Below are 18,463 nucleotides of genomic sequence, written 5' to 3' on the forward strand. Positions count from 1 at the left end.
GCGAGAGGGGACCGCCGCTGCGCGAAGGCCGACGCGCAGCCGGCCTCCCCTGGTGTCGTGGGATGCGTACGAGCCCGGTCCTCGCAGTGGGGCTCCGGGAGAGGGAGGGGAAGCCACGCCGACCTCCCTGTGCCGGCGGGGGCATGCGTCCGTGGGCCGGGCCACCCGCTCAGGCCGGGCTCGTCAGAGCGTGGACCAGTCGCTCGACCCGGTCCTGCGGGGGAGGGCCGCCGGGGCGGCTCGTCATCAGAAGGTGGTGCAGGGTTCCCACCACGGCCAGGGCGACCGAGCCGGTGTCCATGCCGGGGCCGACGCGCCCCAGGTGCTGCTCGGCGTCGAGGTAGGCCTCGATCGAGGCTTGGATCACGTCGAAGCCGGGGGCGCCTTCGGCCCAGGCCTCGCGGACCCGCCGGGCCGCCGCGGGCCGGGTCACCGCCAGACCCACGACCCCCGGGTCCAGGGACAGGATCGTCGCGGACAATTCCACCAGGTTGCCGGCGACCGAGTCGTCGCCCGCTCTGTCGGGGAGCGTCGCCGCCAGTGCGGCGGAGCGGGTGAAGCGGTCCAGTACCAGCTCCGCCACGAACTCGTCGAGTCCGGCGAAGTGGGTGTGCAGCACTCCCTTGGCGCAGTCCGCCTCGGTTGTGATGGCCCTGCTGGTCAGGGCGGCGGCTCCGTCCCGGGCGAGGACGCGCTCCGCCGCGTCGAAGAGCCGCTCGCGCAGATCGGGGATGGCCACTCCACGTGGTGACACCAAGTCCTCCCGGAATGGGGATTGTCAGTATGGGCAAGTGCCCATACTGTTTGGGCATGCGCCCATTCTAAGGTGTGGGCGGTTGGCCCCGCATCCCCTCTCGCAGGAGGTTCCATCCATGCACGGCATCGCGAACGCCGGCCAGGCGGAGTCCTGGAACGGCTACGAAGGCACCCACTGGGCCGCCCACCAAGACCGCTGGGACGCCGTCAACACCGGATTCGACCAGCCGCTGTTCGACGCCGCGGCCATCGCCCGCGGCGAACGCGTCCTCGACATCGGCTGCGGAGCCGGATCCACGACCCGCCAGGCCGCCCGCGCAGTCGCTCCGGCAGGCTGCGCCCTGGGCCTCGACCTCTCCGGACCCATGCTCGAACGCGCCAGGGCGAGCGCCGAAGGCGAAGGCCTGGACAACGTCCGCTTCGAACACGGGGACGCCCAGGTCCACCCCCTCGCCCACGGCACCTTCGACGTCGCCATCAGCCGCTTCGGCATCATGTTCTTCACCGACCCCGCCGCGGCGTTCGCGAACATCGCCACCGCGCTGCGCCCCGGCGGCCGCGTGGCCCTGCTCTGTGCCGCCGAGCCCGAGGGCAACGAATGGCTGACCGCAATGGCCGCGCTCGGCGACCTCCTCCCTCTGGAGGGCTTCGGCAAGCCCGGCGGGCCGGGCATGTTCTCGCTCGCGGCGCCCGGTGCGGCGGCAGCACTGCTGGCCGGGGCGGGGCTCCGCGACGTCCGCGCCACGCACGTGACGGCGTACGGGACCTGGGGGCGCGACGCGGCGGACGCGGCGGAGTTCATGCTGGACTCCGGGCCCGGCCGCCACCTCGTCGCCCAGGCCGGCGGCGGGGTCGGCGAGCGCGCCAGGGCCCGCCTGACCGAGGTCCTGCGCCCCCACGAGGCCGAGGGCGCCCTGCGCCTGCGCGGCACGGCCTGGCTGCTGACCGCTACCGCCGCGCACGCCTGACGGCCCGCCGGCCGTGCTCGCGAGCAGACGGACCCATCGACCGCGGGCCGGCGGCGACGCACCCGCCGGCGCGGCCCTCGATGCTCCCGCCCCGACCCGACGCCGTACGAGCTCATCCTCTACCGGCCGACGGGGGATGATGTACGAACACCTTGACCACCCGTGCACGTGTCCGACTGTCTGCGGGTACTCTGGGCCGCCGCGGTCCTTGACGCATCCCTGACGACAGGGCCGGTTACGGGGAACCGTGTCGGAGGGCGGACGAGTGGCTGTACGTGTGGCCGGGGTGTGGCGACTGTTCACCGCACATCCCGCCCGTACCGTGGTGTCGTCGTTCGCCCTGGTGATCGCCATCGGCACCGTGCTGCTGATGCTGCCGGCGGCGTCCACCGACGGCTCGGTCACCGACCCGCTCACCGCCCTGTTCACCTCGACCTCCGCGGTGTGCGTGACCGGACTGGTCGTCGTGGACACCGCCACCCACTGGAGCGGCTTCGGCGAGGGCGTCATCCTGGCCCTCATCCAGGTGGGCGGGTTCGGCATCATGACGATGGCCTCCCTGCTCGCCCTGCTCGTCTCCGGCCGGCTGCGCCTGCGCATGCAGCTCACCGCCGCTGCCGAGACGAAGAGCCTGGGCATCGGTGACGTACGGCGCGTCCTGCTGGGCGTGGCCGGCTGCACCCTCGCCGTGGAGCTCGCCGTGGGGGCGTTCCTCGCCCTGCGGCTGCGGTTCGGCTACGACCGTTCCTACGGCGAAGCCGCGTACTCCGGCCTCTTCCACGCGGTCTCGGCCTTCAACAACGCGGGCTTCGGCCTCCACGCCGACAACCTCGTCCCCTACGCGCTGGACCCCTGGATCACGATGCCGATCGCCGCGGCGGTGATCCTGGGCGGTCTGGGGTTCCCGGTGCTGCTCGAACTCCTGCGCCACCGCACCCGCAAGCGCGCCACCGGGCGGCGCAACTGGTCCCTGCACACCCGGCTGACCCTCGTCACCAGCGCAGTACTGCTCCTGGTGGGCACCGTCATGACATGCCTGCTGGAATGGACCAATGCCGGCACCCTCGGCGCCTTCGACTGGGACGAGAAGATCCTGGGCGGGTTCTTCTACTCGGCGATGAGCCGCACGGCCGGGTTCAACGCCATCGACATGGGCGCCCTGAACGCCTCGACCCTCCTGTTCACCTGCACGCTGATGTTCATCGGCGGCGGCAGCGCCGGGACCGCCGGCGGCATCAAGGTGACCACCTTCTCCGTCCTGGCCGCCGCCATGCTCGCGGAAGTCCGCGGCGAACCCAACTCCACGGTGATGGGCCGCCGCCTGGCCCCCCATGCCCTGCGCCAGGCCCTCACGGTCGCACTGCTGGGCATCGGACTGGTCATCACCGCCACCCTGGCCCTCCTCACCGTCACGAAGGCCCCCTCCGAGGCGGTGCTGTTCGAGGCGGTGTCCGCGTTCGGCACGGTCGGCCTGTCCACCGGGATCACCGCCGACATCCCCGCCCCAGGTCAGCTCATCCTGATCCTGCTGATGTTCATCGGCCGACTCGGACCGATCACGCTCGTCTCCTCCCTCGCCCTGCGCGAGCGGACCCGCCGCTACCAGCTACCCGAGGAGCGACCCGTCATTGGGTAACTACCTGAACTCCCTGCGCCACCGCCGCCGCAAGCGCCTCCTCGACTCCGGCGCCCAGCTCCACTCCGACCAGCGCGTGGCCGTCATCGGCCTGGGCCGCTTCGGCAGCTCCCTCGCACACGAACTGACCCGGCGCGGCTGGGACGTCCTGGGCATCGACACCGACGCCTCCCTCGTGCAGAAGCACAGCGACGTCCTCACGCACACCGCCGTCGCCGACTGCACCGACCCCGAGGTCCTCCACCAGCTCGGCGTACACGACTTCCCGAGCGTCGTCGTCGGCATCGGCACCGACATAGAGGCCAGCATCCTCATCGCCTCCAACCTCCTCGAAGAGCAGGTCCCGAACATCTGGGCCAAAGCCATCAGCCGCCAGCACGGCCAGATCCTCGAACGCCTCGGCGTCCACCACGTCGTCCTCCCCGAGCACGAGATGGGCGAACGCGTCGCCCACCTCGTCACCGGCCGCATGCTCGACTTCATCGAGTTCGACGACGACTACGCTCTGGTCAAGACCATCACCCCGACCACGATCACCGGCGTCCCGCTCGCCCGGAGCGCGGTCCGAAGCAAGTACGGCATCACCGTCGTCGGTATCAAACGCCCCGGACAGGACTTCACCCACGCCACCGCCGAAACCGTCGTGGAGAAGGGCGACGTCATCATCGTCACCGGCAAGACACGCGACGTGGAAGCCTTCGCGGAACTCGGCTGAGCCCGGCACCCACCCACCCACCTGCTGCATGCGGAACCCGCGGAGTACGGGAGGGCGTCACGGCGGTCGTCGAGACCCGCGGCGGTGCGGTGCCGCAGCGTCGAAGCCGTCGAAGCCGTCGGCAACGCGGACGTCGACGTGCGCGCCGTCCTCCCTCACGTCGTGGCCCTCGCCCTGACGGCCCGACACCGGTCCATCGGCGGCATGATGCCGGGCCCGGCCCGCAGCGAAGCCGCGGCCGGGAACGGCACGGCCATCGTGGGCGCCGCTGCCCACCGGGATTCACCTCGCGAGTGCTCCCCGGTCCCGGATGCCTGTCGTACGCGGCGGTCGCCGTCCTCGCCGGCCGGACGGTCGGATGGTCCGCGTGCGACGCGCCCCCGGTCCGCGCCCAACTCCTCTGCTGCCCCAGCGGGCTGACCGAAAGTCGTGCACGGCATGCTGGTCCGATGATCGATGCGTCGACACGCCAACCGTCCGGAACCACAGGCCGGATGATCGTCTGCGGTGACGACGGACTGGCCCGCAGGCTGGCCGCCGAACTCCAGGAGGTCTACCGCGAGCCGGTGACCCTCGTGGTGCCCGCCGCCCGCGAGCCGCAGCCCGTCATGGGGCGGCCTCTGGGACGCGGCCTCGGCCTGCTCGCCCGGGTCCCGGCGGCAGGACCGCGACGAGCGCGGGCCACGGAGCAGGCGCCCGTCCGAGACCTACGCGTCGTCGAGACCGCGGAACCCGACGAAGAGGCACTGGCGGCGGCAGGGGCTGCCGATGCCGCCGCCCTGGCGCTGGTGTACGAGGCCGACGAGACGAACGTGCGGGCCGCACTCGTGGCCCGACGCCTGAACCCCAGGCTCCGGCTGGTCATCCGGCTGTACAACCGCCGTCTCGGCCAGCACCTCGAGGAGCTGCTGGACCAGGCGGCCATCGTCGCCGAGCCCGGACTCGACCTGCAGGAACTGGACGCCTCGACCACCGTTCTCTCGGACGCGGACACCGCCGCCCCGGCCCTGGCCGCCTCCGCGATCGCCGGAACGAGCAAGGTGGTTCAGGCCGACGGCCTCCTGCTGCGAGCAGTGGAGCGGACCCCGCCCGGGCGGGGCGAGGTCACCGACCCCGGCCTGTGCACACTGGCCCTGCTGTCAGCGACGACCCGCGACCCCGCCGGGGCCGAGGGATCCGATGCCAGCGGCGACAACGGCCCGCAACTCCTGCCCGACGACCGGGCCGTGGCCGCCGCCACCGGACGCGGCACCGTGGCGTTGGAGGCCGTCTCCCACACCGGTCCGGTGCAGGCGGGTGCCGGAGCCCGCCTGTCAGCGGCCACCTTCCCGGTCGGCTCGCTCTTCTCGCGCAGGCTTCGCTGGGCCCTGGCCGGTATCGCGGCGGCCGTGACGGCCCTGGCGGTGGCGGCCTGGCTGACCACGGGCGACCACCCGCTCCACGCCGCGTACATCACGCTCCTCGACATCTTCGCCATCAACGACCCGGCCGTCGAGGAGTCCGCGGAGCGCAAGACCCTCCAGATCCTGGCGGGCACCATCGGTCTGCTGCTGCTCCCCGTGCTGGTCGCGGCGGCGCTGGAAGGCCTCGGGGACTTCCGGACGGCAACGGCACTGCGCCGGCCACCGCGCGGGCTGTCCGACCACGTGGTGCTCCTGGGCCTGGGCAAGATCGGCACCCGCGTGCTGGGCCGCCTCCGGGAGCTGGACATCCCGGTGGTGTGCGTGGAGTCGGACCCCGAGGCGCGGGGCCTGGCCCTCGCCCGGCGGCTGCGCGTACCCGTCGTCCTCGGGGACGTGACGGAAGAGGGCGTCCTGGAATCCGCACGGATCCACCGCGCACACGCCCTGCTCGCCCTCACCAGCAGCGACACGACCAATCTGGAGGCAGCCCTCTACGCCAGGGCCGTGCGGTCGGACCTCCGCGTCGTCATGCGCCTGTTCGAGGACGACTTCGCCACAGCCGTGTACCGCACCCTGCGCACCGCCCACCCCGAGGCCCTGACCCGCAGCCGCAGCGTCACGCACCTTGCTGCTCCGGCCTTCGCCGGAGCGATGATGGGCCGCCAGGTCCTCGGAGCCATACCGGTGGAGCGGAGGGTGCTGCTTTTCGCAGCCCTCGAGGTTGCCGGTCATCCGCAACTGGAGGGCCGGACCATCGCGGAGTCCTTCCGGCCCGGAGCCTGGCGGGTGATCGCCCTGGACGCGACCGCGCCGGAGGACCGCAGGCCCGATCTGGCGACCACCCCGGACGAATCCCCCGCGAACACAGCAGGTCTCGTCTGGAACCTGCATCCCGGGTACGTCCTGCGGGCGCAGGACCGCGTCGTCCTCGCCGCCACCCGCCGCGGCCTGGCCGAACTGCTCGGGCGGCACGGCACCCGTGCACCCGGCCGGTGACGGCAGACCGGGCAGCGGCGGTTCGCACCTCCGGGCCGTTGCCGCAGCCCGACCTGCCCAGCCCTCCGAGCTCGGCGCATGGCAGGGTGAGCCCCGGCCGGTGAGTGGCATGAAAGGGCGGGGCACGGGTTGAGTGACGAGCAGCGGATCACGAACGAGTACCTGGAGGGCAGCGCGGACCTCCTGCGTGAGGTGTGCGCCACCGGGCGCCGCTTCACCCGCGCCGAGCTGGAAGCCCGCCGCGACGCGGGCGAACGGGCCGCCGAGGCCGGCATCGGACTGCGGGCGCTCGTAAGGGCCCACCTGGCCATGACCCGGGAGATCCAGCCTGAGCTCCCCGTACGGGAGTTCGCCCACCTGCTCGGTGCGCTGGAGCAGGCGGTCGACGCGTTCGCGGAGGGGTACGAGAGGGCCCAGCAGCAGGCGGTGCGGCAGCAGGAGGCCGCACGCCGGGAGTTCATCGACGACCTGCTGTACGGCGGCAGCGATCTGGGGCGGCTCGCGGAGCGGGCCGAGCGGTTCGGGCTGCGTCTGTCCCAGTCCCACGCGGTGGCGGTGGCCCAGGGGCCGGAGCCGTACGGCGACGGCTACAGCATGGTGCGGGGGATAGAGGCGGCCGTCCTGGCCCGCTTCGGCAACCGCAGCATCCTGCTGACCACCAAGGAGGGCCGGCTGATCTGCGTCGCCCCCGGTGACCGGCCTGAAGTGCTGGCCTACTTCGCGGAGCGGGCGTACGCCGCCACCGACGGCGGACTGGTCGCCATCGGCCGGGCCCACCCCGGTGCCGGGGGAGTGGTGCACTCCTACGAGGAGGCCCTCAACGCCCTTGACCTCGCCCGACGCATCGAGCTGGACGGGCCGGTCCTGCACGCCGCGGACCTGCTCGTCTACCCGGTCCTCGGACGGGACCGCCAGGCCATGGCCGACCTGGTCGACACCGTTCTCGGCCCCCTCCAGGAGGCCCGCGGCGGCGCACGGCCGCTCGTCGACACCCTCCATGCCTATTTCGACACGGGCTGCGTGGCCACTGACGCCGCCCGCCTGCTGTCGCTGAGCGTCCGTGCCCTCACCTACCGACTCGAACGCATCCACAAGCTCACGGGGGCCGATCCGGGCGATCCGCGTCACCGCTACACCCTGCAGACGGCCGTCATCGGCGCCCGGCTGCTGGACTGGCCGGAGAAGCGGTAGCGGTCTGCGGCGTGCCCTTCAGCAGGAGCCTTCGTCGGCGGTGGCGGTGAGGTGACGGTCCCGCGGAGGAACTGACCACGGCTGTTCGGATCGGTGTCGCCCTCGACGTGGAAGAGGCGGGCCACCGGCACGTCCTCCTGCTGTGGGCCACGACGGAGAAGGCGGTGCAGACAGCGATCAGGGTGTACGCGGTGTCGCCCTGCGGGATGCCGGCCTGCAGGACCAGCAGGCCGTAAACCACCGACGCGAATCCTCGAGGAGCGCGGACCGATGGGGCTCCGCGCCCGGCGCAATCGGGCCGCCCTCCACCGCTGGGTCACGTCCGGTCAGCGTTCCGCAGCCGCGCGCTGGTAGATGTCGGGGATGCCGTCGGCGTCGGCGTCCAGCGTCTCCTCCTCGTACAGGCGCTTGTACACCTTGTTGCGGCGCCGCAGAAGGAGAGCGGCGAGGGCGGCGGCGGTGACGGAGCCGATGAGGACCGCGGCCTTGATCTGTTCGGTGACGGATTGGCCCGGGAAGGCGAGTTCGCCGATGAGGAGGGCGACGGTGAAGCCGATTCCGGCGAGGACGGACAGTCCGAAAACATCGGCCCAGGCGAGGTCCGGGTTGAGGCGGGCGCGGGTGAAGCGGGCGGCGAGGTAGGTGCCGCCGAACACGCCGAGGACCTTGCCGACGACCAGGCCGAGAACGACGCCCAGCGGCTCGGGCCGGGTGAACACGTCCGCGAGGGCACTCCCCGAGATGCTGACACCCGCGGCGAACAGGGCGAAGAGGGGGACGGCCACACCGGCGGAGAAGGGGTGGACGAGGTGGGAGACCCGGGCGCCGGGGGAGGCCTCTTCGCCCTTGTCGAGGGTCGTGCGAAGGAGCAGACCCATGGCGACGCCCGCGACGGTGGCGTGGACGCCGCTGTTGTACATCAGCGCCCAGATGGCGATGCCGAGCGGGACGTACCACCACCAGCCGCGAACGCGGAAGCGCTGGAGGGCGTAGAAGACGGCCAGCCCGGCGAAGGCGCCACCGAGGGCCCAGAAGTTCAGATCGTCCGTGAAGAAGATCGCGATGATCAGGATGGCGCCCAGGTCATCGACCACGGCCAGGGTGAGGAGGAAGGCGCGCAGGGCCGCGGGCAGATGCGTACTGATCACCGCGAGGACGGCCAGCGCGAAGGCGATGTCGGTGGCCATCGGCACGGCCCAGCCGCCGAGGCTGCCTCCGCCGAGGCCGGCGGTCAGCGCGTACACGGCGGCCGGCACGGCCATGCCGCACACGGCGGCGATCACCGGGAGGGCCGCGGTCGCCGGCGTACGGAGCTCACCGACGACGAGTTCACGCTTGAGCTCGATGCCCGCGACGAGGAAGAAGACGGCGAGGAGGCCGTCGGCGGTCCAGTGGCCGACGGAGAGGTCGAGGCCGAGGGCGGGTATGCCGAAGTGGAAGTCGCGCACCTGCTGGTACACGTCGCCGAGGGGGCTGTTGGCCCAGATCAGCGCGATGACGGCGGCGGCGAGGAGGACCAGGCCGCCGATGGTCTCGGTGCGCAGGGCCTCGGCGATGGCACGCCGCTCGGGCCAGGGCAGGAGGCCCAGGAACGGGGAGCGCTCGGGCGGCGGGGCAGCGGTCATGACGGGGGAACCTCCGGGGCGTCGGCAGCATTGCGGGCACACGGCCCCAAGGACGCCGACCAGACTTCCCGGCACACCCCGCGTCCGCTCGTCGATGTGATGAGCATATTGACGCGTTCTTTACACCCTATCGGGAGGGACGGGATGTCGCCAGGGGGCTTTGACAAGCGGTGATGGTGTTCGGCGGCAGGGGAGAGGGCCCGTACCCGCCCAAGGCGCAAGGGTGGGTACGGGCCCTCAAGGAGCCGGGCCGCCGGGGGGACGGTCAGACGGTGGTCTTCACCGGCTCCTGGTCGGTGTCCTCGTCGCCGTCCGTGTCGAGGCCGGCGTCGCGGCGGCGGACGAAGTCGAGGAAGGTGTTGAGCTCCCGCTTGACCACGGGGGCCAGCAGGTACAGGCCGATGATGTTGATGACGGCGAGCATGAAGAGCACCGCGTCGGCCATGTCGATCAGGGTCTGCAGGGTCAGCAGCGAGCCGGCCACCGCGACGAGCGTGTACATGACCTTGAAGGTGAGCTCACTGGCCTTGCTGCGGCCGAACAGGTGGGTCCAGGCCTTCATGCAGTAGTAACCCCAGGTCAGCACCGTGGAGATCGCGAACAGCATGACCGCGATGGTCAGGATGTACGGGAACCAGGGCAGGACGGTGGCGAAGGCGTCGGAGGTGATCGTGACGCCGCCGATGGACTCGCCCTTGCGGGCCTCGCCCCAGCTGGCCGGGTTGGCGATCACGATCGTCAGCGCGGTCATGGTGCAGATGATCACGGTGTCGATGAACGGCTCCAGCAGGGCCACCAGGCCCTCGCTGGCGGGGTGCTTGGTCTTCACCGCGGAGTGGGCGATCGGGGCGGACCCGAGACCCGCCTCGTTGGAGAACGCGGCCCGCTTGAAGCCGATGATCAGCGCGCCGAGGACACCGCCGGCGACGCCCTGCGGGTTGAAGGCGCCCTCGATGATCGTGGAGATCGCGGACGGCACCGCGGAGACGTTCACCAGGATGACGACGAGGCAGGCGGCGATGTAGATGCCGGCCATGGCGGGGACGAGCTTGCTGGTGACGGAGGCGATGGAGCGGATGCCGCCGAGGAGCACGATGCCGACCAGTGCGGCGATCAGGATGCCGAAGAAGAGGGCGCCGGCCGAGGAGCCGAGCATGCCGGACTCGCCGCCGGTGACGGAGACCAGCTGGGCGTAGGACTGGTTGACCTGGAAGAGGTTGCCGCCGAAGAGTCCGAAGAACAGCACGAAGGCGGAGGCGAGGACGGCGAGGACCTTGCCGAGGGTCTTGCCGCGGGCACCGAAGCGCTCGGCCAGGCCCTTGGGCAGGTAGTGCATCGGGCCGCCGGAGACGGTGCCGTCGGCGTGCACCTCGCGGTACTTCACGCCGAGGGTCACCTCGACGAACTTCGTCGCCATGCCCAGCAGACCGCAGAGGATCATCCAGAAGGTGGCGCCGGGGCCGCCGATGGAGACCGCGACGGCGACACCGGCGATGTTGCCCAGACCGACCGTGCCCGAGACCGCGGCGGTCAGGGCCTGGAAGTGGTTGACCTCACCGGCCGAGCCCTTCTCGTCGTACTTGCCGCGGACCACGTTCACCGCGAGGCGGAACTTGCGTATCTGCACGCCCCCGAACCAGGCCGTGAAGACGACACCGGCGACGACCAGCCAGGCGACGATCAGCGGGAGCTGAGTGCCCCCGACGGGGACGGAGTAGAAGACGACCTCGCCGAGCCACTTGGCTATGGGCTCGAAGAATCCGCTGACGGCTTCGTCGACGGAGTCGGTGAAGGAGTCGAGTGACATGTGGCAAAACCTCGATGGCGCAGACCGGCCCCGTGCGGGGGGCGGTGTGAGAAGGCGGGCTTTGAGCGAACGCCGTTGTCCGATCGGCGACCCGTGGCGCCGCCGGTTCGCGGACCCGAACCGGAGGAAGGCGCCTTGGTCGTGCTGATACTGCGAAGTGCTGCCCGGCCTGGTGGCGGCCGCGGCTCCGGAGTTCCGGCGAGGGATGGGCCGAAGCGGAGTTGCGTATTCCTAGCACGGTCTTTACGCCTTCTTTAGTGACGGGCGTCACAGTGCCTGGTTCTTTACGGTGTTTGCCCTGGTTCGGAGATGCGATCGTGATCCGGATCTGAGGTTCTGCTGAGCGAACGAGCGGCTCACTCCGCCGCGTCCGTGCCACCGCCGGTGTGCCGAGCGGGGCGCGTCGCCGCTCACCGGGCCCGGCCCGCTGGTAGGCAGTCACCAGCAGCTGGCCAGGAGAGACCTATCCGCCCGAGGGCCCGGGGGCCCGAGACGACCATGGAGGAACCCGGATGGGCTGGCCGGTGACCGCCGCGGGTGCGGCGTTGGTGCTGATCGTCCTCCGGGACGTGTTCCACACCCTGTGGCACCCGACCCGCCACGGGGGCCTGAGCCGCCTGGTCATGACCGCGGTGTGGCGCCTGTCGAAGACGTCCCGACGCCGTCGGAGCACCGGGCTCGCCGGCCCCATCGGGATGGCCGCCGTCGTCGCCACCTGGTCCCTGACCGCGGTCCTCGGCTGGGCCCTCGTGTACTGGCCGCACATGCCGGAAGGCTTCACCTACGCCCCCGGCCTGCGGCCCGCCGAGCACTCCGGGTTCGTGGACGCGCTGTACGTCTCCCTGGTCCACATCTCCACGCTCGGCCTGGGTGACATCGCCCCCGCCGAAGGCTGGTTGAGGATCGCCGCCCCGCTGGAGGCCTTGGCCGGCTTCGCGCTGCTGAGCGCCACGGTGGCCTGGACGCTGGGCATCTTCCCGGCCCTGGGCCGCCGCCGCGCCCTCGCACTGCGGATCTCGCACCTGGTCCGCACCCACCCCGCGACGGACCAGGTCGACGCCGACGCCGGCGCCGAGATCCTCGACAGCCTCTCCTCCGACATCTCCGTGGTCTGCGTCGACTTCCTCCAGTACGCCGAGTCGTACTACTTCCACGACGGTGACGACGCCATCTCGCTCGCCCGCCAGCTCCCGGGCGCCATGAACCTCGCGGACCAGGCATCAGCCGCCCGGCATCCCGACGTGAGGATGTCGGCGGCCGTACTGCGTGCCGCGTTGGACGACCTGGCCGCGATCCTCGACCACCGCTTCCTGCACACCCAAGGGGTGGCCCGCCAGGTGTTCGCGGCCTTCGCCCGTGACCACGGTTACCCGGAAGCGCCCTGAGGCCGAACCGAAGCCCCGGCGGGCCGACTCGATCGCACCCCCACGGCCCCGGGTCCCGTCGCCCACGGCGCCGACCGCCGCACCTCCGCGACCGGCCGACCCGGAGGTGCTGATCCCCGGCCGTCAAAGCAGGGGGCTCCGGGAACTCAACACCGCATCGGCGTGATGGTGCACCGGTCGGCAATCGGTCAGCGTGGCTCCTCCAAGACCTGGTGACGGCTGGCCGGCTGACCGGACATGCGAATCGTTGTATGGTGCGAAGACCGCCCTTGACCTGCGGAAAGCAGGCAGGGAGCAGACAAACCGGGAGATTCTCCATGCTTCGCACCATGTTCAAGTCCAAGATCCACCGGGCTACCGTCACGCAGGCCGATCTGCACTACGTCGGTTCCGTGACCGTCGACGCCGATCTGCTCGACGCCGCCGATCTGCTGCCCGGGGAGCTCGTCCACATCGTCGACATCACCAACGGGGCGAGGCTGGAGACGTACGTCATCGAGGGCGAGCGGGGGTCCGGGGTCATCGGGATCAACGGAGCCGCCGCGCACCTCGTGCACCCGGGCGACCTGGTCATCCTCATCAGCTACGCGCAGGTCGAGGACGCCGAGGCTCGGGGGTTCACGCCGCGCGTCGTGCACGTGGACGCGCAGAACCGCATCGTGGAGCTGGGCGCGGACCCGTCCGCGCCGGTGCCGGGCACGGACCAGGAGCGCAGCCCCCACGCGGTGGCTGTCTGAGGGGAGTCGGGGACCATGACGCAGGCCGGTTCGATCGAGTTCAAAGACCAGCGGGACGCCGGAAGGCTGCTCGCCCTGGAGAACGGCGAGGCCGTCGGCATCGTCGCGTACTTCGTGCTCGACCGGGAGCCCGGCGCGCTCGTGGCCGTCCACACCGTCGTCGAGCCCGGCCACGAGGGGCGGGGGATCGCCGGGCACCTGGTCCAGGCCTTCTATCGGATCGCCGCCGCCGAAGGCGTCCCCGTGGTCCCGCTCTGCCCCTACGCCGCGAGCTGGGCCGCCCGGCACCCCGACCAGGCGCCCGCGGCCCCGGCCGAGGTGGTCGCCGCGGCCAGGGCGCAGCTGGACGCCAGCCCCGACCTGTGGTGACGGGCCTGACCCTGCTGCACACCTCTGCGGTCCACGTCCCCGTCTTCGACGCGCTGCGGGATCGTGACCACCCCGGGGCCGTGCTGCGCCACCTCGTGGTGCCGGAGCTGCTGGACCGGGCCCGCGCGAAGGGCCCGGAGTCGGTGGCTCCGGACCTGCGGGAGCTGCTGGCGGGCTCCGCCGGCCCGGTGCTCGTGACCTGCTCGACGATCGGGGCGGTCGCGGAGTCCCTGGCCGGGGAGTTGGGGGTGCTGGTGCTGCGGGTCGACCGGCCGATGGCCGCGGCCGCCGTCCGCGCCGGCCCGCGGATCACCGTACTGGCGGCCCTGGAGTCGACCCTGGGGCCGACCGAAGCCCTGCTCGCCGAGGAGACGGACGGCCGCCCGGCGGTGATCACGACCCGTGTCGTCGCCGGGGCCTGGGACCGCTTCGAGGCGGGGGACGGCGCCGGCTACCTGGCGCTGGTGGCCGAGGCCGCGGACGCCGTGGCCGACGCGGACGTCATCGTCCTGGCACAGGCCTCCATGGCCGGCGCCGCGGCCCTCGCCGCCACCTCCGTGCCGGTACTCTCCAGCCCGGCCCCGGGACTGGCCGCCGCCATTGCGGCGGCCGGGCATCCTGCCGCGGTCGATACTCCGCAGGGCGCTTGTTGATCACGGGGACACGCGCTCGCGCGTGACCGGGGCCCGCCCGTCGGCCCGTCACTGCGGGTCGCCGATCCCGTCGGTCCGGACCTGCTGGTGAAGCAGCGCGGGCGGCTCCGGGCATACCTCGGCAGCGGCGCCGTGCCGCTGCTCGACGCCCTCGGCCCGTCCGCCCCTCGGCAAGGGCGACTGGCCTTGGCCGTCGGGCCCGACCTGTGGGCCGTCGGCGGCGACGGCAGGGTCGTGGCCTTCCGCGGCAGCGCCATTGGCGTCGAGGCGGGCCCGGCCTCCGGCCGCTGATCCGGCCCAGGGAGGCGTACCTGCCCGGATCCGGGGAAGGTGGGGCTTATGGTGCAAGAAGTGCGAAGCGTACGAGGCGTACGTGCCGAGGGCACGCAGCCGCCCGTGCCCGAGCCGCCGCCCACCCCCGGCCCGAACCCGTTCCCGGACCCGGAGCCCATTCCGCGGCCGGTTCCGCCCGTGCCCGGGCCCTTCCCCGAGCCGGATCCGGTGCCCGCGCCGCCCGGGCCGGCGCCCGTCCCGCAGCCCGGCCCGCTGAGCTGAAGCCCGCTGGGCTGAAGCCCGCTGGGCCGTAGCTGGGTCGAAGCCCGCTGCGCTGGAACCCGGCTGTCGGCGGCGGCCCGGCCGCCGCCGACAGCCCCGTTCCGTGGCCGGGTCAGGCCGTGCGGACCTCCGAGCGGTCGCCGCTCCAGAGGGTGTGGAAGGACCCCTCCCGGTCCGTGCGCCGGTAGGTGTGCGCCCCGAAGAAGTCCCGCTGCCCCTGGGTGAGCGCCGCAGGGAGCCGCTCTGCGCGCAGCGCGTCGTAGTAGGCGAGCGAGGCCGCGAAGGCGGGCACCGGGATCCCGTGGCCCACCGCCGCCGTCACCACGGTCCGCCAGTCGTCCTGGGCCGCGCCGATCTCCCCCGCGAAGCCCGCGTCCGCCAGCAGGCTCGGCAGGCCCGGCTGCGCGTCGTACGCCGCCCGGATGCGGTCCAGGAACGCGGCGCGGATGATGCATCCGCCCCGCCACAAGGAGGCCACCGCTCCGAGGTCGATGTCCCACCCGTATTCCTGGCTGCCCGCCTGGATCTGGTGGAAGCCCTGCGTGTAGGAGACGATCTTCGACGCGTACAGCGCCTGCTCCACCCGGGCGGCGAACGCGTCCGCCTCTTCCGCAGGCAGCGCCGCCGCCGACGGGCCCGCGAGCCCCCGGGCGGCCGTGCGCAGCCCGGCGTGGCCCGAGACCGCGCGGGCGAAGACCGCCTCGGCGATCCCCGACACCGGCACGCCCAGGTCCAGGGCGATCTGCACGGTCCAGCGGCCGGTGCCCTTCTGCTCCGCCGCGTCCGCCACGATGTCGACGTAAGGGCGCCCGGTCGCGGCGTCCGTGTGCGCGAGCACCTCCGCCGTGATCTCGATCAGGTACGAGTCGAGCCGGCCCCGGTTCCAGGTCCGGAAGGTCTCCGCGATACGGGCGGGGGAGTAGCCGGCGACCTCGCGCAACAGGTGGTAGGCCTCGGCGATGAGCTGCATGTCGGCGTACTCGATGCCGTTGTGCACCATCTTCACGAAGTGCCCGGCGCCGTCGGGGCCCACGTGCGAGGTGCATGGAGTGCCGTCGGCGGCCTTCGCGGCGATCTTCTCCAGCAGCGGGCCCAGGGAGGCGTACGACTCCTCGGAGCCGCCGGGCATGATGCTCGGCCCGAGCAGTGCGCCCTCCTCGCCGCCCGAGATGCCCACGCCCACGAAGTGGATGCCCTGCTCCCGCAGTTCGCGCTCGCGGCGGCGGGTGTCCTCGAAGTGCGCGTTGCCGCCGTCGATGATGACGTCGCCCTGTTCCAGCAGCGGGGCGAACTCGCGGATCACGGCGTCGGTCGGCTCCCCGGCCTTCACCATGATGATCAGGCGGCGCGGCCGCTCCAGCGCGTCGACGAACTCCTTCGCCGATCCGGCGGCGACGAAGGCCCCTTCGTGCCCGAACTCCTCCACCAGCGCCTCGGTCTTGGCGGACGTGCGGTTGTGGACGGCGACGGTGAACCCGTTGCGGGCGAAGTTCCTGGCGAGGTTGCTGCCCATCACCGCAAGTCCGGTGACACCGATCTGGGCCGTGCTGCTCATGCGTGCGCTCCTGAGTGCTTCGACGTGCGGGGCCTTCGACGCTACCCCGGCGAGGACCCCCGTGGATCTTTCTGCTCACAAAACAACGTCAACTCGCCCGTCCGTGCGCCTTCTTGCGCCCCTTGTCAGGGCCCGGGCACGACGTTAAGTTGTGGGATTCCTGATGTCTTGGAGGGGGCTTCCATGGGGGTACGGGGCCGGCACCGCCGGTACCAGCCGAGCAGCATCAACCGCGCGTCGCTCGCCGTCACCGCCGGCGGAGCCGGCATCGCGCTCCCTCTCGTCGGAGCCGGGACGGGAACCGCGCAGGCTGCGTCGGTGGACACCTGGAACAAGGTCGCGGACTGCGAGTCCACCAACGACTGGCACATCAACACCGGCAACGGCTATTACGGCGGGCTCCAGTTCAGCCAGAGCACGTGGAGCGCGTTCGGCGGCACGGTGTACGCCCCCCGCGCCGACCGGGCCACCAAGGAACAGCAGATCGCGGTCGCGGAGAAGGTCCTGAAGAACCAGGGCCCGCAGGCCTGGCCGACCTGCGGCAGGCAGGCCGGGCTCGACAGCGGCGGGCCCGCACCCGACCTCAAGCCCCAGAACCAGGTCGTCACCGTCCGGGCGCCGCAGGCCCCGGCGGGCGACCGGCCGGCCACCGAGCCCCGGCCGACCGGTACCTCGGTCCTGCCGAACCCGTACGTCGTCGCGCCCGGCGACTCGCTCTCGTCGATCGCCACGCGCCAGCACGTCGAGGGCGGCTGGCAGGCGCTGTACGAGACCAACCGGACCACCGTCGGCAGCAACCCGAACCTGATCTTCCCCGGGCAGCGGCTCACCCTGCGCATCACCGCCGCCCCGCCGGCCCAGAACCCGGAGAAGCCGCCCCGTACGGCCGAGCCGGTCCCGCCGGTGGAGCCGGCGGAGCAGAGGACCGGTGAGCGGTCGGCGGACAAACCCGCGGACAAACCCGCGGACAAACCCGCGGACAAACCCGCGGACAAACCCGCGGACAAACCCGCGGACAAACCCGCGGACAAACCCGCGGACAAACCCGCGGAAAGGACTGCGGAGAAGCCTGCCGAGAAGGCCGCCGAGAAGCCTGCGGAGAAGCGGGCCGAGCAGCAGGAACGGAAGCCCGCCGGCGGTCAGGCCGCCCAGCCCGCAGCCAAGCCCAAGCCCAAGCCCGCCGAGAAGCCCGCCTCGGCGCCGCAGCAGCAGCCGGCCGCGAGCGGCTTCACCGCCCCCGTCGACGCCGCCATCGGCACCGCCTACCGCAAGGCCGGCTCAGCGTGGTCCAGCGGCTACCACACGGGCGTCGACTTCCCCGTCGCCACCGGCACCGCCGTCAAGGCGGTCGGCCCCGGCCAGGTCGTCTCCGCCGGCTGGGCCGGTGCGTACGGCTACCAGGTCGTCATCCGGCACGCCGACGGGCGGTACTCCCAGTACGCCCACCTGTCGGCGCTCGGCGTCAAGGACGGGCAGCAGGTCTCCGGCGGCCAGCGGATCGGCCGCTCCGGATCCACGGGGAACTCCTCCGGACCGCACCTGCACTTCGAGATCCGCAGCACGCCCGGCTACGGCTCCGACGTCGACCCGCTGAAGTACCTCCGCTCCCACGGAGTGGGCATCTGACCCCCGCACGTGCGGCGGCACGGCCGCGAGCAGCACCAGGCCGGCCGCCGCCAGCGCGGCGCTCGCCAGGGCCACCGCCCCGCCCGCCGTCCCGTACCGGAACCCCTCGCCGAACAGCGTGATGCCGACCGTCGCCGCGACCACCGGGTTGACCACGGTCACCGTGGCCAGCGGCGCGGTCAGCCCCGCCCCCCGGTAGGCCGCCTGGGACAGCAGCAGCCCGCCGGACGCCAGCACCGCGACCGCCGCCAGATCGGCCCACACAGGCCCTGCCGGCACCGCTGCCCCCGCGGTGACCCCCTCGGCCACCGACTTGGTGAACACCGAGGCCATGCCGAAGGACGTACCGGCCGCCGCCGCCAGCAGCACGCTGCGCAGCACGGCCCGCCGCATCCGGTGCGCCGCCAGGAACAGCACGGCCACCGCGGCCCCCGTCAGCGCCAGCAGCAGGCTCTGCTCCCCGCCCGCCGGCAGCCGCCCCCCGTC

General features: G+C 72.3%; 15 protein-coding genes and 1 pseudogene. 11 read left to right on the forward strand and 5 right to left on the reverse strand.

What is annotated here, in order from left to right; translation table 11 throughout:
* Positions 1–169: 169 nt before the first annotated feature.
* A complete protein-coding gene (locus HYE82_RS04160) occupies positions 170–754 on the reverse strand; it encodes a TetR/AcrR family transcriptional regulator (RefSeq protein ID WP_179172543.1) in 585 nt (194 codons plus the stop codon).
* 118 nt (positions 755–872) lie between these two features.
* Here HYE82_RS04160 and HYE82_RS04165 point away from each other — a divergent pair, with 118 nt between their 5' ends.
* From HYE82_RS04165 to HYE82_RS04185, 5 genes are all read left to right on the forward strand, one after another.
* Positions 873–1,724, forward strand: a complete 852-nt coding sequence (locus HYE82_RS04165; protein WP_179172544.1) for a class I SAM-dependent methyltransferase — start codon at positions 873–875, stop codon at positions 1,722–1,724.
* Between the two features lie 265 nt (positions 1,725–1,989).
* Complete coding sequence (locus HYE82_RS04170; RefSeq protein WP_179172545.1) at positions 1,990–3,360, forward strand: TrkH family potassium uptake protein; 1,371 nt, start codon at positions 1,990–1,992, stop codon at positions 3,358–3,360.
* Complete coding sequence (locus HYE82_RS04175) at positions 3,353–4,075, forward strand: TrkA family potassium uptake protein (protein ID WP_179172546.1); 723 nt, start codon at positions 3,353–3,355, stop codon at positions 4,073–4,075. Before HYE82_RS04170 ends, HYE82_RS04175 begins: the two co-directional genes overlap by 8 nt.
* A 494-nt stretch (positions 4,076–4,569) precedes the next feature.
* Positions 4,570–6,474 carry a TrkA family potassium uptake protein gene (locus tag HYE82_RS04180; protein WP_179172558.1) on the forward strand — a complete coding sequence of 635 codons (1,905 nt, stop codon included), beginning with the start codon at positions 4,570–4,572 and terminating at the stop codon, positions 6,472–6,474.
* Between the two features lie 147 nt (positions 6,475–6,621).
* On the forward strand, positions 6,622–7,665 hold the full coding sequence (locus HYE82_RS04185) for a helix-turn-helix domain-containing protein (RefSeq protein WP_179172559.1): 1,044 nt from the start codon (positions 6,622–6,624) through the stop codon (positions 7,663–7,665).
* Here the strand turns inward: HYE82_RS04185 and HYE82_RS37645 are convergent.
* The 3 genes and pseudogenes from HYE82_RS37645 to HYE82_RS04195 form a co-directional block, all read right to left on the reverse strand.
* Positions 7,605–7,924 (reverse strand): annotated as a pseudogene (locus HYE82_RS37645) (hypothetical protein); the annotation flags it as partial. The gene HYE82_RS04185 and the pseudogene HYE82_RS37645 overlap by 61 nt on opposite strands.
* Before the next feature lie 67 nt (positions 7,925–7,991).
* On the reverse strand, positions 7,992–9,290 hold the full coding sequence (gene nhaA / locus HYE82_RS04190) for a Na+/H+ antiporter NhaA (protein WP_179172547.1): 1,299 nt from the start codon (positions 9,288–9,290) through the stop codon (positions 7,992–7,994).
* Positions 9,291–9,555: 265 nt separating this feature from the next.
* A complete protein-coding gene (locus HYE82_RS04195; protein WP_179172548.1) occupies positions 9,556–11,097 on the reverse strand; it encodes a sodium:alanine symporter family protein in 1,542 nt (513 codons plus the stop codon).
* Between the two features lie 512 nt (positions 11,098–11,609).
* On the opposite strand from HYE82_RS04195, the gene HYE82_RS04200 reads away from it, so the two are divergent.
* The 5 genes from HYE82_RS04200 to HYE82_RS04220 all read left to right on the forward strand — a co-directional run bounded on the left by HYE82_RS04200 (position 11,610) and on the right by HYE82_RS04220 (position 14,532).
* The gene (locus HYE82_RS04200) at positions 11,610–12,482 is read left to right on the forward strand and encodes a potassium channel family protein (RefSeq protein WP_179172549.1); all 873 of its coding nucleotides are present in this window, start codon (positions 11,610–11,612) and stop codon (positions 12,480–12,482) included.
* 317 nt (positions 12,483–12,799) lie between these two features.
* Positions 12,800–13,219 carry an aspartate 1-decarboxylase gene (gene panD / locus HYE82_RS04205; protein WP_179172550.1) on the forward strand — a complete coding sequence of 140 codons (420 nt, stop codon included), beginning with the start codon at positions 12,800–12,802 and terminating at the stop codon, positions 13,217–13,219.
* Positions 13,220–13,234: 15 nt separating this feature from the next.
* Positions 13,235–13,588, forward strand: a complete 354-nt coding sequence (locus HYE82_RS04210) for a GNAT family N-acetyltransferase (protein ID WP_179172551.1) — start codon at positions 13,235–13,237, stop codon at positions 13,586–13,588.
* On the forward strand, positions 13,582–14,241 hold the full coding sequence (locus tag HYE82_RS04215) for an aspartate/glutamate racemase family protein (RefSeq protein WP_179172552.1): 660 nt from the start codon (positions 13,582–13,584) through the stop codon (positions 14,239–14,241). The genes HYE82_RS04210 and HYE82_RS04215 overlap by 7 nt, the downstream gene beginning before the upstream one ends.
* Before the next feature lie 87 nt (positions 14,242–14,328).
* Positions 14,329–14,532 carry a hypothetical protein gene (locus HYE82_RS04220; RefSeq protein ID WP_179172553.1) on the forward strand — a complete coding sequence of 68 codons (204 nt, stop codon included), beginning with the start codon at positions 14,329–14,331 and terminating at the stop codon, positions 14,530–14,532.
* 376 nt (positions 14,533–14,908) lie between these two features.
* On the opposite strand, the gene gndA is transcribed toward HYE82_RS04220, so the two are convergent.
* On the reverse strand, positions 14,909–16,351 hold the full coding sequence (gene gndA, locus HYE82_RS04225) for an NADP-dependent phosphogluconate dehydrogenase (RefSeq protein WP_179172554.1): 1,443 nt from the start codon (positions 16,349–16,351) through the stop codon (positions 14,909–14,911).
* A 183-nt stretch (positions 16,352–16,534) separates the two neighbouring features.
* Here gndA and HYE82_RS04230 point away from each other — a divergent pair, with 183 nt between their 5' ends.
* Positions 16,535–17,977 carry a transglycosylase family protein gene (locus tag HYE82_RS04230; RefSeq protein WP_179172555.1) on the forward strand — a complete coding sequence of 481 codons (1,443 nt, stop codon included), beginning with the start codon at positions 16,535–16,537 and terminating at the stop codon, positions 17,975–17,977.
* The last annotated feature ends 486 nt before the right edge of the window (positions 17,978–18,463 follow it).

The sequence above is a fragment of the Streptomyces sp. BR123 genome, assembly GCF_013401435.1.
Lineage (GTDB): Bacteria > Actinomycetota > Actinomycetes > Streptomycetales > Streptomycetaceae > Streptomyces.